The sequence below is a fragment of the Pseudomonas sp. BBP2017 genome (genome assembly GCF_003024385.1).
GTDB lineage: Bacteria > Pseudomonadota > Gammaproteobacteria > Pseudomonadales > Pseudomonadaceae > Aquipseudomonas.
In genome coordinates this window covers 242,788-259,274 of record NZ_PVZN01000003.1, presented here as the reverse complement: position 1 = coordinate 259,274, position 16,487 = coordinate 242,788, and the positions used below count along the sequence as shown (strand labels likewise).

Below are 16,487 nucleotides of genomic sequence, written 5' to 3'. Positions count from 1 at the left end.
GGGAGCAGGCTTGCCCCGCGATTAGCTTCAGACTGAAGCTTCTTCCTCTTCTTCTTTGCGCACCACCGCCTTCTCCACATCCCGGCGACTGATGTACTTCCAGTCCGCCTCGTCGATGTAGATGCCGTTCGGCCCGCTGCCGCCTTCCAGGTCGATGGCGACATGCGCCGAGACCTGCGGCTTCACGCTCGCCAAAATCGGTACGAAGCCGAGCTGCAAGCTGGTTTCCAGCAGTGCCGCCTGGTTGCGTTCGTCGATGTCGGCCGCTTCGTCGAGGTAGTACGGCAGGCGCACGCGACCGGCCAGGTCGCGGTCCATCAGGTGCAGCAACAAGTACATGTTGGTCAGCGCCTTGATGGTCATGGTGGTGCCGTTGGACGCCGCGCCGTCGATGTCGGTGTGGATCACCGGCTGGCCACCAACCTTGGTGATCTCGAAGGCCAGTTCGAACAGGTCTTTGAGGCCCAGCTGGTTGTGGTTGGCCGCTACCAGGCGCGCCAGATACTCCTTGGCTTCTTCGTTCTTGTTGTCCTGCTCGGCGCTTGCGCTCAGGTCGAACACCGACAGGGTCTCGCCTTCTTCATACTGACCGGCGCTGTGGATGATCTGGTCGATGTGCTTGAGCGCTTCCTTGTTCGGTGCCAGGACAATGCGGAAGCTCTCCAGGTTGGAGACCTGGCGCTTGTTGATCTCGCGGTTGAACAGCGCCAGCTGGTGCTCGAGGCTGTCGTAGTCGCTGCGGATGTTGCGCAGGGTCCGGGCGATGTCGGTGACGGCCGCGCGGCGCGCCTTGCCCAGGGTCAGGGCTTCTTCGGTACGGTGCGAGTAGGCGTTGATCAATAGCTGCAGGCGGCGCTCCATGTCGTCTTCACTGTCGAACTTGGCCACGCCCTTGAGGCGCACCTGGGCGTACAGCGCTTCGATCTGGCCGTCGACCCGCAGCAGGCCCTGCCAGCTGTCCTGGTAGTCGTTGAGCAGGGGCAGCAGGTTGTCCATGGAGTCGTCGACCGGCTCCATGAACGGCGTGCCGAACGGCAGGTCGGCCGGCAGCAGCTGGCGACGGCGCAGGGCGTCGTCGAGGGTGCGTTGCTTGGCTTCCATGTCGGCGATCTGCCGGCCGACCAGTTGCAGCTTGGCCGACAGCTGTTGGACGCGCTCGGTGAAGGCGTCGCTGGAGCGCTTCAGTTCGTCCTGGGCGGCTTCCATCTGCGCCAGCTGTTCGAGCTTGTCGCCTTCTTCGGCGGCCAGGGTCTGGCTGCGGCGGAAGTCTTCCAGGGCCTTTTGCGCATCCAGTACCTGCTGGTACAAGGCTTCGGTCTGGGTCTTGCTCGCGGCGCGGTCGGCGGCCACGGCTTGCTGGGTCTTGAGCTGCTTGAGTTCTTTCTCCAGACGTTCTTTCTGGTCGCGCAGCGCGGCACGGTCGGCCAGGGCCTGCAGGGCAGGGGGCTCGATGTGCGACAGGTCGATCGACAGGCCCGGGGCTTCGAAGCGTTCGCCCTTGAAGCCGTCGAGCACCGCTTCCAGGGATTTGACCCAGACGTCGCTGTCATCCAGTTCGATACCGCGCTCGCCCAGTGGCAAGCTGAACAGCGCGCCATTGAACAGGCGCATCAGGCGTTCGACGTCCTGCTGCGAGAACTCTTCGCGCAGGCGTGCGTAGCTGTTGTTGTCGGCATGGTCGAGCTGCTGCTTGACCGACTTCAGGCGTTTTTCCAGGTCGCGCAGACGCTCTTCGAGGTCTTCGGCGCTGAATTGACGGGACTGGGCCAATGCACCGGCCAGTTCGTCGTGGGCATCCTTGGCGGCCAGCAGTTGCTGTTCCAGAACCTTGACGTCATCGACCAGGGCAAAGCGGTGCTTGAGCACCGACAGCTCGCCGAGCCAGCGCTGTACGCCGGTGATTTCGCGTTCCAGGCGCATCAGCTCCTGGGTGCCGCCGCGCTGGTCGTTCTGCAGGTGGTCCTGTTCGTTCTTGTAGTGCTCGGCCTGGATCACCAGTTCTTCCTTGCGGGCGCTGGCGTAGTCCTGCCAGGTGCCGAGCAGGGAGTCGAGCAGTGGCGACAGGCGATGCAGCTTGCCGCGCAGGATGTCGCGCTGGGCCACGCCGTTGGCCAGGGCCTCGACCAGCGGGCCGGCGGCGACCAGGGAGTTGTAGTCCTGCTCCATGCGGCGCACGTCGCGGAAGGCTTCTTCGCAAGCTGCGATGTAGTCGACGCTGCCCGAGCGCAGACTGTGCTCGAACGCATCGAGGAACAGCTGCTTGAGCTTGGCTGCGGTGATTTCGCGCATGTGCAGCAGGTTGATGAACAGCGCGCGGAAGGTTTTCAGGCTTTGCTCACTGGTGGAGCGCAGCGGGATCAGGGTGAGGTCGAGCGGGATCGAGGTGTGGCCACCGACCAGCAGGCGACGCAGCTCGTCAGGCTTGAGCTCGTAGGCTTTGAGGCCATTGCGCTCAAGGTTGCTGAACAGTTCCTTCTGGCGCAGGCAAGTGTCGTCCTTCTGGTAGTGCGCCAGGTCCAGTTCGCCGGCATAGGCGAAGAACTGGTGACCGAAACCGCCGCCCGGGCCACGACCGACCACACCGATCACATGTGGGCCGTGAGGCAGGTTGACCTCGCAGAGGATGTAGCTGGTGTCGCTGGCGAAGTAGAAGCGCCGCGACTGCTCCAGGCTGTACTTGCCGAAGCTCATATCGGACATGCGCGCCAGGATCGGGAACTGCAGGGCGTTGATCGAGGCACTCTTGCCCAGGTTGTTGGCGCCGTAGACCGACAGCGGGTGTTCCAGGGGGAACAGGCCGAGGCTGTAGCCGGCGGTGTTGAGCAGTGCGAAGCGGCGAATGCCGTAGCGTTCCTGGCTCATGCATCAATCTCCTGTTGCTCTTCGGCGATGGCTCGGGCCAAGGCGTCTTCTTCGCTTTCTTCGAACGGGCTGAGGTCGAGCGGGTCGTCGGTGCGGTTCAGCTCTTCGGGATTCTCTTCCTCGACCAATACCGGCGTTGGCAGCGGCAGGGCGCTGTGCAGGCTGGCGGCCAGGTCACGGTCCTGCTGGACCGACAGGCAGACGTCGAGGAAGCGGTGCATCGGCGGCAGGAAGCGGTAAATACCGTTTTCTTCGTGAGCAAAGCCGAGCTGAGTCATGCGGCGCATGATCTTCTCTTCCAGCTCGTCCGGGGTCTGCACTTCGGCCTGAATGAACAGGTCGCGGTATTTCTCCAGCATCGATGGCAGCTCATCGCGGCCGAGGCTGCCGCCATCGAGGACCGACATCGGGTCGCGGCCCTGGTCGGCCAGGTGTTCAACCAGGATGAAGGTGAACAACGACAGGCGCTGGGCGGTCTTGTTGACCTGCGCGGCGGCCAGCTCCGGGACGAAATAGTAGAAGCCACGGGTGTCGCACACCAGTTCAAAGCCCAGAGCCTTGAACAGGCCGCGGTACTGGTCCTGGAAATTTGACAGGTGGGCGTACAGCTCTGGGTCGCGGCGGCTGATATGAAAGCCCTTGAACAGCTCGCGGAAGATCGGCGCGAGCTGGGACAGTTCGGAAAGATCAAGATGCATGGGCAGGGCTCGCAGTAGGCTCAGGCGATGGTTCGCGGCTCGATGTCAGGGCGAAGGAGCGCAGGCTGACCAGGTGTTCGCGGGTGATGTATTCGCGGCGTTCGAGGCGCTCGCGGGTAAAGCGTTTTTCCCGCGACAGGCGCGAGAACCAGTACAGCAGTTCGTCGGTGGCGCCTTCGGGCTCCTGCTCCAGCAGCCAGACCATCAGGTCCGGCAGGGGCAGGGCGCCTTCGCAGCGCTCGAGCATTTCCTTGACCGTACGCGGTGCACGCGGGGCCTCGCCTTTGTGGCTCTTGTGCGCCTTGGGGAACTTGGCCGGTTTGGGTTCGAAGCGGGCCAGGGCATACACGTAGGCCTCAACCTGGCTGGCACTGCCGAGGAAGGTGCTCTGCGGCCGGGTGAACATCGGCATGGCGGCCTGGGGCACAGCATCCAGGCCCTTGCGGCGAATCACCGAGAGGGCCAGGGCGGCGCCACGGGTCACGGCGTTGTGGCGGCGGGCCTCTTCGCGCAGCGGCAGCAGCAGTTCACGGGCATGACGCAGGGTCAGCTGGGCGCTGGTCTGCATTTCGAGGATGCGCGCGTGGGTGCGCAGTAGCATGTCGTCATCGACCAGGTGGCCGAGCCGGGCCTGCTCGCCGAGCAGACGCAGCAGCACGGTCTCGACCTTGCGTACGCCCTGTTCGAAGGCGCCATCGGCGTTGACCAGCTGGATCATCGGCTCGACGTACTCATCCCAGGTCGCCAGGACCTCGGCATAACGCTGGCGCAGCGGAATCTGGCGGTCGCTGGTCTTGGCCCGTTCGGCCACAGCGACCAGGGCCTGCTCGTCGTTGTCGAGTTTTTTCAGGACATCGCGTACGCGCATGTCGAGCAGGCGCAGCTGGCGCGCTAGGTCATTGCCATCACGAATCTCGAAGGCGTCCTGGATATGCCCGGCCAGACGCTCGAGGTGGCGCAGGTAGGCCTCGATCTCCAGGCACAGGCCCAGGCGGTGTTCGCGGCGCAGGTAGGCGAGGAAGTCGTGGATCTGTGCGTTGAGCTCGAAACGGTTGGGGCTTTTCGCCACCGGCACGAGGATATCCAGGCGGATCCAGACATCGAGCAGGCTGGTGATGTCCTGGGGCGTGCTCTCCAACTGCTGGTTGGCCAATTGCTGGCGCAGCTCGCCGAGGCTCAGGGTGCCCCCGTCGAAGCGTTCGCACAACGGCTCAAGCAAGGCCCAGTGTTCGGCTAGGGCGCGCAGGACGCGCTTGGGTTCGATCATTGGCGGGTCGACTCGTTGCCAAATAAAAGCGCCGATTGTACTGCATCAGGCGCCTGTCGATTCACCCCTGATCGCTTGAAGCTGCTGTCGGGTGGTTTTCTGCCGATCAACAGCGGCGCCGAGCGGCGAACAACGCTAGAATATCGGCCCTGACTTATCCACAGATGGCCGATCCTTCTTGTTAATCGAGTCCCGCCGCCGCGCTTACCTCAACGCCATGCAAGTGGTGCACTGGCTGCCGCGTACCGAACTGCCGTTCGCCGCCCCGTCGCGCCCGGAGCTGTTGCTGCCGCTGGCGCCTGAAGTGCTGCCCGAGTTCGATGCGCCGCAGGTGGAGCCGGTGAGGGCCGCGGTCAATGCGCCGGTGGCGCGCAGTGGCGAGCGACCGAAGATCGAGATCCCGCGTCCTGGCAGTACGCCCAAGGCCGCCAGCAAGCCAATGGAAGAGGCTGAAGCGGCCCTGGTAGTGGCCAAGCCGCTACCGGTACCGCCGCCGCGCTTCGCGCTGCAACTGCTGCGTGCCGGCAGTTGCCTGCTGTTGGTGGAGTTGGCTACTGGCCAGCCGTTTCAGAGCCGCGACCCCTCTTACCTGTTGCTCAAGGACATGCTGCGCGCCGCCGGTCTGCCCGACAGCCCGCAGATCGTTGGCGAACCGGTGCGTTGGCCGTTGCTGGTGCGCGGCAACCTCGACCAGGGGCCGCAGGCGGCAACCGATTTTGTCCAGGGCTTCATTCAGGCGCGGCTTGAAGAAGCCCCCTGTGTCTGTTTATGGCTGATTGGCCTGCCCGCCGTGCGTTTTGCCGGTGAGGCGGATGCCGAGGCTTATTACCGCGAGTTGCCGGTCGAGGGGCTGGGCACTGCCTGGGCCTTGCCTGGCCTTGAACTGTTGATGGACGAGCCGCAGCGCAAAGCGGACGTCTGGCAAGCCATGCGCCGGCTGATGGCGCGCTGGAAACCAAGCAATGAGTGACACGATCAGTTTCCGCCGGATGACCGAGGCGGATCTGGAAGCCGTACTGAAGATCGAATACGCCGCCTTCAGCCACCCCTGGACCCGGGGGATTTTCCTCGACGGGCTAAAATCCTATGAAATCTGGCTGATGTTCGAAGGCGAGCAGCAGGTGGGCCACGGCGTGATCAACGTGATCATTGACGAAGCGCACTTGCTCAATATCACCGTCAAGCCGGAAAGCCAGGGCCGTGGCCTTGGCCTGCGACTGCTGGAAGAGCTGATGAAGCGCGCCTATGAGCTGAACGGCCGTGAGTGCTTCCTTGAAGTGCGCGCCAGCAATCAGTCGGCGTATCGTTTGTACGAGCGCTATGGCTTCAATGAAATCGGGCGGCGCCGCGACTACTACCCGGTTGCCGGCGGTCGCGAAGATGCTTTGGTCATGGCCTGTACCCTGATCGAATGATCGAGCGTCACTGTAGCCCGGCAACATCCAACAGATGAGAAGCGAACATGCACGATCTACAAGAACTGATTGATAACAACGCGCGCTGGGCCGATGCGATCAAACAGGAAGATCCGGATTTTTTCGCCAAGCTCGCCCGCCAGCAGACCCCTGAATTCCTCTGGATCGGTTGTTCCGACGCACGGGTGCCGGCCAACGAGATCGTCGGCATGCTGCCGGGCGATCTGTTCGTGCACCGTAATGTCGCTAACGTGGTGCTGCACACTGACTTGAACTGCCTGTCGGTGATTCAGTACGCAGTGGATGTGCTCAAGGTGAAGCACATTCTGGTGACCGGGCATTACGGTTGTGGTGGTGTCCGCGCTTCGATGCAGGACCGCCAGTTGGGCCTGATCGACGGCTGGCTGCGTTCGATCCGCGACCTGTACTACGAGAACCGGGTGGAGCTGGCGAAATTCGCGACCGAAGAAGAACGGGTTGACCGCCTGTGCGAGTTGAACGTGATCCAGCAGGTGGCCAACGTCGGTCATACCACCATTGTCCAGAATGCCTGGCACCGTGGCCAGAGCTTGTCGGTCCATGGTTGCATCTATGGCATCAAGGACGGTCGCTGGAAGAGCCTGAACGCGACCATCAGTGGCCTGGATCAATTACCGCCGCAGTACCGCTTGCGTCCGCAGGACTGATCAGCGCCGCGATAAACACTGGTGTTCATGCTTAACTCCTTTGATTCCCCGCGAAGGGAAGGAGAGGAGCTGATGACATCATGGAGCAGGGCTGTTATCCATGCAGGACTTGTACTGACGCTACTGTGCAGCGCTCATTCGCACGCCGATGAGCGCGACCTGTACATGTTTGCCCAATGGGCTGGCGACCATGAAACCCGGGCGTTTCGCCAGATGCTGGTGGATGCGCGGTTGTATGGCGTGGTGCCGATCTATCAACTGCTGCGTTCGGCCAGTGACTGGCGCCTGTGTTCTGCGCAGCCCTTTGCGGTGGCGCCAGCGGCGCAGTGGCCAGCGGTGCGCTCGACCCTGCAGCTGCTCAAGACTCTGAGTGATCAGGGTATATTGCAGCGCTATGAAGTGGTTTCGGCCTACCGCGATCCGCGCTTGAACCGCTGTGCTGGCGGCGCCGTAGACAGCGCGCATACCCGGGCGTTTGCGGTGGATGTGTTGTTGCCATCCTGGGCCGATCCCAATCCGTTATGCCAGTTCTGGCAGACTCAGGGCAAGGCCTGGAACATGGGGCTGGGCCGTTATCCGTCGGGGCGCATTCATATCGACACGGCGGGCTTTCGCACCTGGGGCGGGGACTTCAGCGCCAGCTCATCTTTCTGCGCCTTGCCTGCGGCCGATAAGTCTCAGAGCAAATGAGCGAGGCAGGCTTGCGCCTGCGCACTGACCCACTGGGCGAAGCGTCGGCATTTGTCGTCGTTGGCCATTGTTTGCTGGCAGAGCAAGTAGTACGCCGATTGATCCTGGACGAAGCTGCGCGGCGCGTGTAACTGACCGCTATCGATTTCGTCCTGAACCATCAGAAATGAAGCCATTGCCACGCCCAGGCCGGCTACTGCAGCCTGGATGCACAGGTAGAAATGCTCGTAGTCGGCGCGTTGGGCATCCCGGGCTGATTCGCCGGTCAGGCGCAGCCAGGTGGTCCAGGCGTTGGGCCGTGATGCGCTGTGCAGCAAGCGCTGGCCGTCCAGGCCCTGGCTCGCTGTAGCCAGGTGGGCGCTGCTCACTGGCCCCATCCATTCGTCACAGATCTTCAACGCATGCAGGCTGGCGTCCCAGCGAAAATCATCGCGGCGCAAGGCCAGGTCGACGCCGCTGCGGGAAAAGTCGATGGGGCCACCGGCAGCTACCAGGTGCAGGTGAATATCGGGATGGGCGGCATGAAAGGCCGGCAGCCTCGGGATCAACCATTTCATCGCGATGGTCGGCTCGCATGACAGCACCAGAACGTTTTCCCGCGCCTGTTGTTGCAGGCGATACACCGCGCCTTGCAATTGCTCGAACACCGACAAGGTAGTGCCGTGCAGGGCGCGGCCGGCGGGTGTAAGGAAGATCGCGCGATTACGCCGCTCGAATAATTCCACGCCCAGAGAGTCTTCCAGCAGGCGTACCTGGCGGCTCACGGCGCCATGGGTGACGTTGAGCAACTCAGCGGCGCGCACGAAGCTTTGGGTCTGGGCGGCTACGTCGAAATAGCGAAAGGCAGACAGTGCGGGAAGTTTCATATCTGTGAGAAAAACTAGCGGATTTGCCGCACTATAAATCGCTTTTTGTCGTGTATGAAGCTTTCGATAATGGCGTCGCACAGTCGTATCTGTGCAATTTCCTAGCAGATCGAGGAGCTTTTCGTGAATGAACTCATTGCCGTTGCCGTGTTTACCGTCCTGGCAGTGATCAGCCCGGGCGCGGACTTTGCCATGGTCACCCGCAGTAGTTATGCCTTTGGCCGTCGCGCCGGTTTGTCCGCTGCGCTGGGTATCGCCCTGGGCGTACAGGTGCATGTGCTGTACACGGTGCTTGGCATTGCCCTGATCATCAGCCAGACCCCGTCATTGTTTCTCACAATGAAAGTGCTGGGGGCGGGCTACCTGATCTACCTGGGGTGCAAGTCGTTGACCAACAGCACGCGGATTTCTCTCGAAGGCGGCGCTGCTTCCAGCCAGATTGGTGTGTTCGCAGCCTTTCGCTCGGGTTTTCTGACCAATGCCCTCAATCCCAAGACCATGCTGTTCGTGGTCAGTGCCTACACTCAGGTGGTGCAACCGGGCAGTTCGCTGGCGACCAGTCTTGGTTATGGTCTGTTCATGTCTGTGGCCCACTGGCTGTGGTTCAGCCTGGTCGCGCTGTTCTTCTCCTCGACATCCTTGCGTCGGGTCATGCTTGATCGGCAGTTGCTGGTTGATCGGGTGATCGGTGTGGCCCTGATCGGTTTGGGTCTGGCGGTGGTACTGGCTAACGTGCGTTGAGGGGCAAGATGGCGTGCCTATGAACAAATCATCGTCTGCGCAAGCGCTGCAAGAGGCAGCCGAATGGCTGGTGCGTCTGGAGGGCGACGTCGGTGCAGCTGAGCGCAATGCCTTTCGGGTCTGGCTTGCAGCTGATCCGGAACACATGAAGGCTATTGAGCGTTTGCAGTCCAGCCTGACCGCGCTGCGCGATGTACCCGATGAGCCTGCGCAGGCGGTCCTCGACCAGATGGCCCGGCGACGTGTGCGGCGTCAGCCAATCAAGGCGCTGGCGCTGGTAGCGTTGTTGCTGTTGCCGTTAGGGGTGGCGCTGCAGCAGTTTCCACCGTCCTACCTGTTGGCCGATATTCATACCAGCAGTGCTCAGCGCAGCACCCTGCCGCTGGATGATGGCAGCCGCATCAGTCTTGATGGCAGCTCGGCCGTGGATCTGCAGTTCGATGGACAGGGGCGTACGGTGCGCCTGGTGCAAGGGGAAATTCGCTTAGAGGTGGCTAAGGATGCGACACGGCCTTTTCGGGTCTTGACCGGGTACGGCAGTGTCCATGCGCACAGTGGCCGTTTTTTCGTAGAGCAGTTGCCCGATGCCAGCCATGTGGCGGTGATTGAATCAACTGCCGAAGTCGACAGTGCTGGCAAGCGCGTGATGGTTGAGGCCGGGCAGGCGCTACGCTTCGATGCGGCAGGGCCCGGTGTCGCACAGCGTATCGATGCGGCCGAGTTGGAACAGGCCTGGGAGCGGCATCAGTTGCTGGTGCGTGACCAATCCCTGGACCAGGTGCTTGAGCAACTGGCGCGCAATCATCATGGTTACTTGTTGTTTGACGCCAGGGCCTTGCAGCTACTGCGGGTCACCGGGGTGCTGCCCGCCGACGACAGTCAGCGGGCATTGCGCGTCCTGGCGCGCAGTTTGCCGATCAAGATCGAGCACTACTCGCCTTGGGTGACCCGGGTCTCGCTTGAGCAGCCTTGAACGTCAAGCATGTGAGAGATTTCAGGAGCCCGGAAGCATTTCAGGATGCGTCCTGCATCACACTAGCTCGCTGGATGACAACGTCTACAGTGGCTCATATGGGGGAGCTGCGCAGCTTCATGCTCAGTAGCAAGTGTTTGTTCTGATGACGGATGGGGACAGTGCTTGGTGGGGGGGCTTGCCCTCACTAGGGGAGTGCACAAGGTAAAAAAAAGGGCCTACCTTGCGGTAAGCCCTTTTTCGGTACTTGGTGGCTACACAGGGACTTGAACCCCGGACCCCAGCATTATGAATGCTATGCTCTAACCAACTGAGCTATGTAGCCAAGTGGCGCGCATTATTCGCTTTAAACGGATACCTGTCAACACTCTTTTTTAAAAAAATTCATCGTGCGATCAACTGCTTGGCGAGCGGGTAGCTTTGATGCGCTACCTGTAGGGTGCGGCAACGGTGCTAATCAGCGGACGATGATCACTTGCCCAGCAAGGTTGTGGGTGCGTAACTGCTGAGTAACGGCCAGGGTATCGAAGGCATCGGCGGCCTGATCGAGGTTGAAGTTATCACTGACCAGGGCTCGGCCGGCCTCGCGTCGTTGCGCTTTGTGTACCCGGTTGCCAGGCCCGGTCGGTAGTACTGAGGGGGGGGTGAGTTCATGGCAAGTGCGATGCCCTGAGCGGGAAGCAAGGGCTGGGAAACGCACAAGCTGCAATAGCTATTGAGAATCATTAGTAGAAATGTCGGAATCACGCTCGTCGAAAAGAATAGTGCGCTTGCTAACGAACTCTGGATAATTGGATCCCGATCACCGGATGGAAGACCTTGTCATGGCTGTAAGCAGTGCCTCGTCCATTTCGCCCGCTAGCGCCACGACTGCCCAGAGCAGCCCGCTGGTCATGCGGATCATCGCCGCTTGCGCCCTGGCGCACCTGATCAACGACCTGATCCAGGCGGTGCTGCCGTCGATCTATCCCATGCTCAAGGCCAACTATGGGTTGAGTTTTGCCCAGGTGGGGATGATTACCCTGACCTTCCAGATCACCGCTTCGCTGCTGCAGCCCTGGGTGGGTTTCTACACCGATCGCAAGCCGATGCCGAACCTGCTGCCGCTGGGCACGCTGTGCACCCTGGTGGGAATCGTCATGCTGGCGTACGTCGGCAGCTTCCCGATGATTTTACTGGCAGCGGCGTTGGTGGGCATCGGTTCCTCGACGTTCCACCCGGAAACCTCGCGCATTGCCCGGTTGGCTTCGGGTGGGCGCTTTGGCTTGGCGCAGTCGAGCTTTCAGGTCGGTGGCAATGCCGGTTCCGCCCTCGGCCCGTTGCTGGCGGCGGCGATCATCATCCCGTTCGGTCAGGGTAATGTCGCCTGGTTCGGTCTGTTCGCGGTGTTTGCCGTTCTGGTGACCTATGGCTTGAGCCGCTGGTACCGCGAGCACCTGAACCTGTTCAAGGCCAAAGCCGGTCAGGCGGCGACTCACGGCTTATCGCGCGGACGGGTGATCGGTGCGCTGGTGGTGCTGGGGCTGCTGGTGTTCTCCAAGTATTTTTACATGTCCAGCCTTACCAGTTACTTCACCTTCTACTTGATCGAGAAGTTCGATTTGTCGGTGGCCAGTTCGCAGTTGCACCTGTTCCTGTTCCTCGGCGCAGTGGCCGCCGGGACATTCTTCGGTGGGCCGATCGGTGATCGTATCGGGCGCAAGGCGGTGATCTGGTTCTCGATTCTCGGCGTGGCCCCGTTCACCTTGCTGCTGCCTTACGTGGACCTGTTCTGGACCAGTGTCCTGAGCGTGATCATCGGCTTTATCCTGGCGTCGGCGTTCTCGGCCATCGTGGTGTATGCCCAGGAGCTGGTTCCGGGTAATGTCGGCATGATCGCCGGGATTTTCTTCGGCCTGATGTTCGGTTTTGGCGGTATCGGCGCGGCGTTGCTCGGCTACCTGGCCGACCTCAAGGGCATCGAGTACGTCTACAGCCTGTGCTCGTACCTGCCGCTGTTCGGCCTGCTGGCGATCCTGCTGCCGTCCACCGGTAAACGCTGAGGGCTCAAGGACGGGCTATTGACGGGTGGCATGGCTTCTCCTAGAGTGCCGCCCATTGCCACCTGTGTAACTGACGTATGAGCCGCCTTCGCCTTACATTCGCTGCACTCCAGCCGGTCATCCTGACCCGTGGTTGCGACTGGCCGAGCGATACTGTCCTCAAGCGTCGGCGCAGTGTGCTGTTCGCCTTCACCTTCTCGCCTCACCTTCACACCTCCTGACCTGGCGGCAACGGGGCCGGCTTCCTGCCGTGGCCGAGCTCGCCTGCATCTGAATTGATTTGGTCTTGTATGCGCCTGCGCGGGTGCGATGTCGCACCTGCGCCGGTGAGTCTGGAGTTGTAATGAATACGCGTTTGTTGCTGGGTTTGTTGTTTGCTGTCTCGGTGGTCGGTTTCAGTCTCGGGGCGAGCCTGCCGTTGGTGTCACTGCGTCTGCTTGATGCTGGCGCCAGTACCATGCAGATCGGCATCCTCTCGGCCATTCCGGCGGCGGGCATGATGCTCTCGGCGTTCATGGTCGATGCCTGCTGTCGGTATCTGACTCGCCGGGCCATCTACCTGCTGTGTTTCGGCCTGTGTACGTTGAGTATCGGCCTGCTTGAGTGGGCCTTTTCCTCGATCTACCTGCTGGCGCTGTTGCGTTTGAGCCTGGGCATCGGCATGGGCATCGCGATCATTCTCGGCGAGTCCTGGGTCAATGAGCTGAGCGAAGAGCACAACCGCGGCAAGGTTATGGCGCTGTACGCCACCGCGTTCACCGGCTTTCAGATGCTCGGCCCGGCCATGCTGGCGCTGCTCGGTGCGCAGAGCGCATGGGTGATTGCCGTGGTCACTGCCTGCTATGGCCTGGCGCTGCTGTGTATTGTGCTGACAGTGCCCAACGATCACGTCGAGCATGGCGAGGAGGGCGGCAAGAGCTTCTCCCTGGCGGGCTTCTTCCGTGTCGCTCCGGCGTTGTGCATGGGTGTGCTGTTCTTCTCGTTCTTCGATGCGGTAATTCTCTCGCTGATGCCAGTGTATGCCTCAAGTCACGGATTTGCCGTGGGGGTGGCAGCCTTGATGGTGACGGTGATCCTCACTGGCGACATGCTGTTCCAGCTGCCCCTGGGCTGGCTGGCTGACCGCAGCGAACGGACCTTGGTGCATCTGGTGTGCGGTGTGCTGGCGATGCTGATCGGCCTGGCCTTGCCCTGGCTGCTGCAGGTGCAGTGGCTGCTGTGGCCGGCGCTGGTGTTGCTAGGGGCGGTTGCCGGTGGGGTCTATACCCTGGCGCTGGTGTTGATCGGCCAGCAGTTCAAGGGCCAGGATCTGGTCACCGCCAATGCCAGTGTCGGGCTGTTGTGGGGCGTAGGCAGCCTGATCGGGCCTTTACTCAGCGGTGCGGCCATGGATGTCGCCCCTCATGGCCTGCCCATGGCGCTGACGATCATGGCTGCGCTGTTCGTGTGCTTTGCCCGCAGCGCCAACCGCAAGGCCAGGCGCCTTGCAGTGGCGGGTTAAGCTCAGAAACGTTCAGGAACCATCCGGGACGGATAGTGGCTGCTCTTGTACTGTCCGATCTTGCCGCGTTTGGGCAGCTTGATCTTCTGTTCCTGGGTGATGTCCTCGTAGGGGATCTGCCCAAGCAAGTGGCTGATGATGTTCAGCCGTGCCCGTCGCTTGTCTTCGGAGTGGGCCATGTACCAGGGCGCCCAGGAGGAATCTGAGGCGGCAAACATCTCATCGCGTGCGCGCGTGTAGTCGTCCCAGCGGCTGAACGACTTCAGATCCATAGGAGATAGCTTCCAGATCTTGCGGCCATCGGTGATGCGTTCTTCCAGGCGCCGCTGCTGTTCTTCGGCGCTGACTTCCAGCCAATACTTGATGACGATGATGCCGGATTCGACCAGCAGCTTCTCGAAGTGCGGGACCACACTGAGAAACTTTTCCGCTTGCTCGTCGGAGCAGAAGCCCATTACCCGTTCGACGCCTGCGCGGTTGTACCAGCTGCGGTCGAAGATCACTACTTCGCCTGCCGACGGCATGTGCTGAATGTAGCGCTGGGCATACATCTGGCTCTTTTCCCGCTCGGTTGGCGCCGGCAGGGCGACAACCCGGAACACCCGCGGGCTGACCCGCTCGGTGATTGCCTTGATGGTGCCACCTTTGCCGGCGCCATCGCGGCCCTCGAAGACGACGCAGACCTTCAAGCCCTTGGCCACCACCCACTGCTGCAGCTTGACCATTTCGATGTGCAGGGCTTTGAGTTCCTGTTCGTATTCCTTGCGGGGCAGACGCTCTGCGCTACGCTGCTTTTCTTTCTTTTTTGCCATGCGCCGATACCTCGTCAGTGAAAGTGGACCTGAGTATAGACAGGGCGGTCTCAGGGGGGGGCTGACGCGGCTCAATGGAAAAGAAAAACCCCTTGAGGTGGATAGCCTCAAGGGGTTTTGTGTTCATCGGGGCCCATCAGGACCCGCAGGCGACTAGACGTTAAAGCGGAAGTGCATCACGTCACCGTCCTTGACGATGTAGTCCTTGCCTTCCAGGCGCCATTTACCGGCTTCTTTCGCGCCGCCTTCACCCTTGTACTGGATGAAGTCGTCATAGGCGACCACTTCGGCGCGGATGAAGCCTTTTTCGAAGTCGGTGTGGATCACGCCTGCCGCCTGAGGGGCGGTGGCGCCGACACGGACGGTCCAGGCGCGGACTTCCTGAACGCCGGCGGTGAAGTAGGTCTGCAGGTTGAGCAGGCCATAGCCTGCGCGGATCACGCGGTTAAGGCCAGGCTCTTCCAGGCCCAGGGCCTCGAGGAACATGTCCTTTTCTTCGCCTTCGTCGAGTTCGGCGATTTCCGCTTCGATCTTGTTGCACACCGGCACGACTACGGCGCCTTCTTCTTCGGCGATGGCGCGCACGACGTCCAGGTGCGGGTTGTTGTCGAAGCCGTCTTCAGCGACGTTGGCGATGTACATCACCGGCTTGCTGGTCAGCAGGTGGAAGCCACGGATCAGTGCCTTCTCGTCGTCTGCCATGCTCTTCATCAGGCTGCGCGCAGGCTTGCCTTCGGTGAAGTGCGGGATCAGTTTCTCGAGAATGGCTTTCTGCGCGAGGGCATCTTTGTCACCGCCCTTGGCGTTACGCGCAACCTTCTGCAGTTGCTTCTCGCAGCTGTCGAGGTCGGCGAAGATCAGCTCCAGGTCGATGATCTCGATGTCACGCTTGGGGTCGACACTGTTGGAGACGTGAATCACGTTCTCGTCTTCGAAGCAGCGCACCACGTGGGCGATGGCGTCGGTTTCGCGGATGTTGGCCAGGAACTTGTTGCCCAGGCCTTCGCCTTTCGAAGCGCCGGCTACCAGGCCTGCGATGTCGACGAATTCCATGGTGGTCGGCAGTACGCGATTCGGCTTGACGATGGCCGCCAGGGCATCCAGGCGCACATCAGGCATCGGTACGATGCCGCTGTTCGGCTCGATGGTGCAGAAGGGGAAGTTCTCAGCCGCGATACCGGATTTGGTCAAGGCGTTGAACAGGGTGGACTTGCCGACGTTGGGCAGACCGACGATGCCACAATTGAAACCCATGGTGAATCCCTCTTCAAAGAGTCAGGCCTTCTGGCTGTGCAGCTCTCTCATCGCACGCGTCCAGTCGCCGGCGAGGATGTCCGGCAGCACGCCGAGGGCAAAATCGATACTGGCATCCAGCTTTTCCTGCTCGGCGCGCGGCGCCTTGCCCAGGACAAAGCCGGAGACCCTGCTGCTGTCACCCGGGTGGCCGATACCAAGGCGCAGACGGTGAAAGTCTTGATTGTTGCCGAGCTGCGCAATGATGTCGCGCAGGCCGTTATGCCCACCATGGCCGCCGCCTTTCTTGAGCTTGGCGACGCCGGGCGGCAGGTCGAGTTCGTCGTGGGCCACCAGGATGGCATCTGGCGGGATGCGGAAAAAATTCGCCAGTGCGGCAACGGCCTGGCCGCTGCGGTTCATGTAGGTGGTCGGAATCAAAAGACGAACGTCTTTGCCCTGATGGCTGAATTTAGCCGTCAGGCCGAAATACTTGCGGTCAGCGGTCAGGTTGACACGCTGGGCGCTGGCAATGCGTTCTACGAAAAGAGCCCCTGCGTTATGCCGGGTCTGTTCGTATTCGGGGCCAGGGTTTCCCAGGCCGACGATCAGTTGGATGGCGGTCACGTCAGGGGCTCTTCCTTGGAGTTGGGGGTTACAGTGCGGGGCACTGTAACCCGATCAACGCCGGCGTGCTGAAA

16 protein-coding genes and 1 tRNA gene are annotated in these 16,487 nt (G+C 61.5%); 9 read left to right on the top strand and 8 right to left on the bottom strand.

The window, feature by feature from the left end:
* Positions 1-27: 27 nt before the first annotated feature.
* The 3 genes from mksF to mksB are packed head-to-tail and all read right to left on the bottom strand — an operon-like array spanning position 28 to position 4,827.
* Complete coding sequence (gene mksF, locus C6382_RS06790) at positions 28-2,862, bottom strand: Mks condensin complex protein MksF (RefSeq protein ID WP_107023754.1); 2,835 nt, start codon at positions 2,860-2,862, stop codon at positions 28-30.
* The gene (gene mksE / locus C6382_RS06785) at positions 2,859-3,560 is read right to left on the bottom strand and encodes an Mks condensin complex protein MksE (RefSeq protein ID WP_107023753.1); all 702 of its coding nucleotides are present in this window, start codon (positions 3,558-3,560) and stop codon (positions 2,859-2,861) included. The genes mksF and mksE overlap by 4 nt, the downstream gene beginning before the upstream one ends.
* A complete protein-coding gene (gene mksB, locus C6382_RS06780; protein WP_107023752.1) occupies positions 3,550-4,827 on the bottom strand; it encodes an Mks condensin complex protein MksB in 1,278 nt (425 codons plus the stop codon). The genes mksE and mksB overlap by 11 nt, the downstream gene beginning before the upstream one ends.
* A 178-nt stretch (positions 4,828-5,005) precedes the next feature.
* Between mksB and C6382_RS06775 the strand changes: the two genes are divergently transcribed.
* The 4 genes from C6382_RS06775 to C6382_RS06760 all read left to right on the top strand — a co-directional run bounded on the left by C6382_RS06775 (position 5,006) and on the right by C6382_RS06760 (position 7,618).
* On the top strand, positions 5,006-5,797 hold the full coding sequence (locus C6382_RS06775) for an energy transducer TonB (RefSeq protein ID WP_107023751.1): 792 nt from the start codon (positions 5,006-5,008) through the stop codon (positions 5,795-5,797).
* Positions 5,790-6,242: a ribosomal protein S18-alanine N-acetyltransferase gene (rimI, locus tag C6382_RS06770; protein ID WP_045187994.1), complete on the top strand. Its 453-nt coding sequence runs from the start codon at positions 5,790-5,792 to the stop codon at positions 6,240-6,242. The genes C6382_RS06775 and rimI overlap by 8 nt, the downstream gene beginning before the upstream one ends.
* A gap of 47 nt (positions 6,243-6,289) precedes the next feature.
* Positions 6,290-6,928 (top strand): carbonate dehydratase, encoded by a 639-nt coding sequence (gene can / locus C6382_RS06765; RefSeq protein WP_107023750.1) that lies wholly within the window; start codon positions 6,290-6,292, stop codon positions 6,926-6,928.
* A gap of 165 nt (positions 6,929-7,093) precedes the next feature.
* Positions 7,094-7,618 (top strand): D-Ala-D-Ala carboxypeptidase family metallohydrolase, encoded by a 525-nt coding sequence (locus C6382_RS06760; RefSeq protein WP_256589037.1) that lies wholly within the window; start codon positions 7,094-7,096, stop codon positions 7,616-7,618.
* Here the strand turns inward: C6382_RS06760 and C6382_RS06755 are convergent.
* A complete protein-coding gene (locus C6382_RS06755) occupies positions 7,606-8,484 on the bottom strand; it encodes a LysR substrate-binding domain-containing protein (protein WP_107023748.1) in 879 nt (292 codons plus the stop codon). The two genes, C6382_RS06760 and C6382_RS06755, sit on opposite strands and share 13 nt — an antisense overlap.
* A gap of 123 nt (positions 8,485-8,607) precedes the next feature.
* Between C6382_RS06755 and C6382_RS06750 the strand changes: the two genes are divergently transcribed.
* Both C6382_RS06750 and C6382_RS06745 read left to right on the top strand, forming a co-directional pair.
* On the top strand, positions 8,608-9,225 hold the full coding sequence (locus C6382_RS06750) for a LysE family translocator (protein WP_107023747.1): 618 nt from the start codon (positions 8,608-8,610) through the stop codon (positions 9,223-9,225).
* Between the two features lie 19 nt (positions 9,226-9,244).
* Positions 9,245-10,198 carry a FecR domain-containing protein gene (locus C6382_RS06745; RefSeq protein ID WP_107023746.1) on the top strand — a complete coding sequence of 318 codons (954 nt, stop codon included), beginning with the start codon at positions 9,245-9,247 and terminating at the stop codon, positions 10,196-10,198.
* A 248-nt stretch (positions 10,199-10,446) separates the two neighbouring features.
* Here C6382_RS06745 and C6382_RS06740 read toward each other — a convergent pair.
* Positions 10,447-10,523: transfer RNA gene (locus C6382_RS06740), tRNA-Met, on the bottom strand.
* Between the two features lie 499 nt (positions 10,524-11,022).
* Between C6382_RS06740 and C6382_RS06730 the strand changes: the two genes are divergently transcribed.
* The 3 genes from C6382_RS06730 (at position 11,023) to C6382_RS06725 (ending at position 13,741) form a co-directional block, all read left to right on the top strand.
* Entirely contained in the window at positions 11,023-12,240 is a 1,218-nt protein-coding gene (locus tag C6382_RS06730; RefSeq protein WP_107023744.1) for an MFS transporter, read from the top strand.
* 77 nt (positions 12,241-12,317) lie between these two features.
* The gene (locus tag C6382_RS24010) at positions 12,318-12,461 is read left to right on the top strand and encodes a hypothetical protein (RefSeq protein WP_158262100.1); all 144 of its coding nucleotides are present in this window, start codon (positions 12,318-12,320) and stop codon (positions 12,459-12,461) included.
* A gap of 122 nt (positions 12,462-12,583) precedes the next feature.
* Positions 12,584-13,741, top strand: coding sequence for an MFS transporter (locus C6382_RS06725; RefSeq protein ID WP_107023743.1), 1,158 nt, complete (start codon positions 12,584-12,586; stop codon positions 13,739-13,741).
* Positions 13,742-13,743: 2 nt separating this feature from the next.
* Here the strand turns inward: C6382_RS06725 and ppk2 are convergent, their stop codons facing one another.
* The 3 genes from ppk2 to pth form a co-directional block, all read right to left on the bottom strand.
* Entirely contained in the window at positions 13,744-14,553 is an 810-nt protein-coding gene (gene ppk2 / locus C6382_RS06720; protein WP_107023742.1) for a polyphosphate kinase 2, read from the bottom strand.
* Positions 14,554-14,706: 153 nt separating this feature from the next.
* Positions 14,707-15,807 (bottom strand): redox-regulated ATPase YchF, encoded by a 1,101-nt coding sequence (ychF, locus tag C6382_RS06715; protein ID WP_107023741.1) that lies wholly within the window; start codon positions 15,805-15,807, stop codon positions 14,707-14,709.
* 21 nt (positions 15,808-15,828) lie between these two features.
* Positions 15,829-16,413 (bottom strand): aminoacyl-tRNA hydrolase, encoded by a 585-nt coding sequence (pth, locus tag C6382_RS06710; RefSeq protein WP_038614756.1) that lies wholly within the window; start codon positions 16,411-16,413, stop codon positions 15,829-15,831.
* Positions 16,414-16,487: the final 74 nt, after the last annotated feature.

What these genes read in the sequence shown, in the direction of transcription:
- mksF (WP_107023754.1), bottom strand. Translation starts at nt 2,862, where the DNA reads ATGAGCCAGGAACGCTACGGCATTCGCCGCTTCGCACTGCTCAACACC.
- mksE (WP_107023753.1), bottom strand. Translation starts at nt 3,560, where the DNA reads ATGCATCTTGATCTTTCCGAACTGTCCCAGCTCGCGCCGATCTTCCGC.
- mksB (WP_107023752.1), bottom strand. Translation starts at nt 4,827, where the DNA reads ATGATCGAACCCAAGCGCGTCCTGCGCGCCCTAGCCGAACACTGGGCC.
- rimI (WP_045187994.1), top strand. Translation starts at nt 5,790, where the DNA reads ATGAGTGACACGATCAGTTTCCGCCGGATGACCGAGGCGGATCTGGAA.
- can (WP_107023750.1), top strand. Translation starts at nt 6,290, where the DNA reads ATGCACGATCTACAAGAACTGATTGATAACAACGCGCGCTGGGCCGAT.
- C6382_RS06760 (WP_256589037.1), top strand. Translation starts at nt 7,094, where the DNA reads ATGTTTGCCCAATGGGCTGGCGACCATGAAACCCGGGCGTTTCGCCAG.
- C6382_RS06755 (WP_107023748.1), bottom strand. Translation starts at nt 8,484, where the DNA reads ATGAAACTTCCCGCACTGTCTGCCTTTCGCTATTTCGACGTAGCCGCC.
- C6382_RS06745 (WP_107023746.1), top strand. Translation starts at nt 9,245, where the DNA reads ATGAACAAATCATCGTCTGCGCAAGCGCTGCAAGAGGCAGCCGAATGG.
- C6382_RS06730 (WP_107023744.1), top strand. Translation starts at nt 11,023, where the DNA reads ATGGCTGTAAGCAGTGCCTCGTCCATTTCGCCCGCTAGCGCCACGACT.
- C6382_RS24010 (WP_158262100.1), top strand. Translation starts at nt 12,318, where the DNA reads ATGAGCCGCCTTCGCCTTACATTCGCTGCACTCCAGCCGGTCATCCTG.
- C6382_RS06725 (WP_107023743.1), top strand. Translation starts at nt 12,584, where the DNA reads ATGAATACGCGTTTGTTGCTGGGTTTGTTGTTTGCTGTCTCGGTGGTC.
- ppk2 (WP_107023742.1), bottom strand. Translation starts at nt 14,553, where the DNA reads ATGGCAAAAAAGAAAGAAAAGCAGCGTAGCGCAGAGCGTCTGCCCCGC.
- ychF (WP_107023741.1), bottom strand. Translation starts at nt 15,807, where the DNA reads ATGGGTTTCAATTGTGGCATCGTCGGTCTGCCCAACGTCGGCAAGTCC.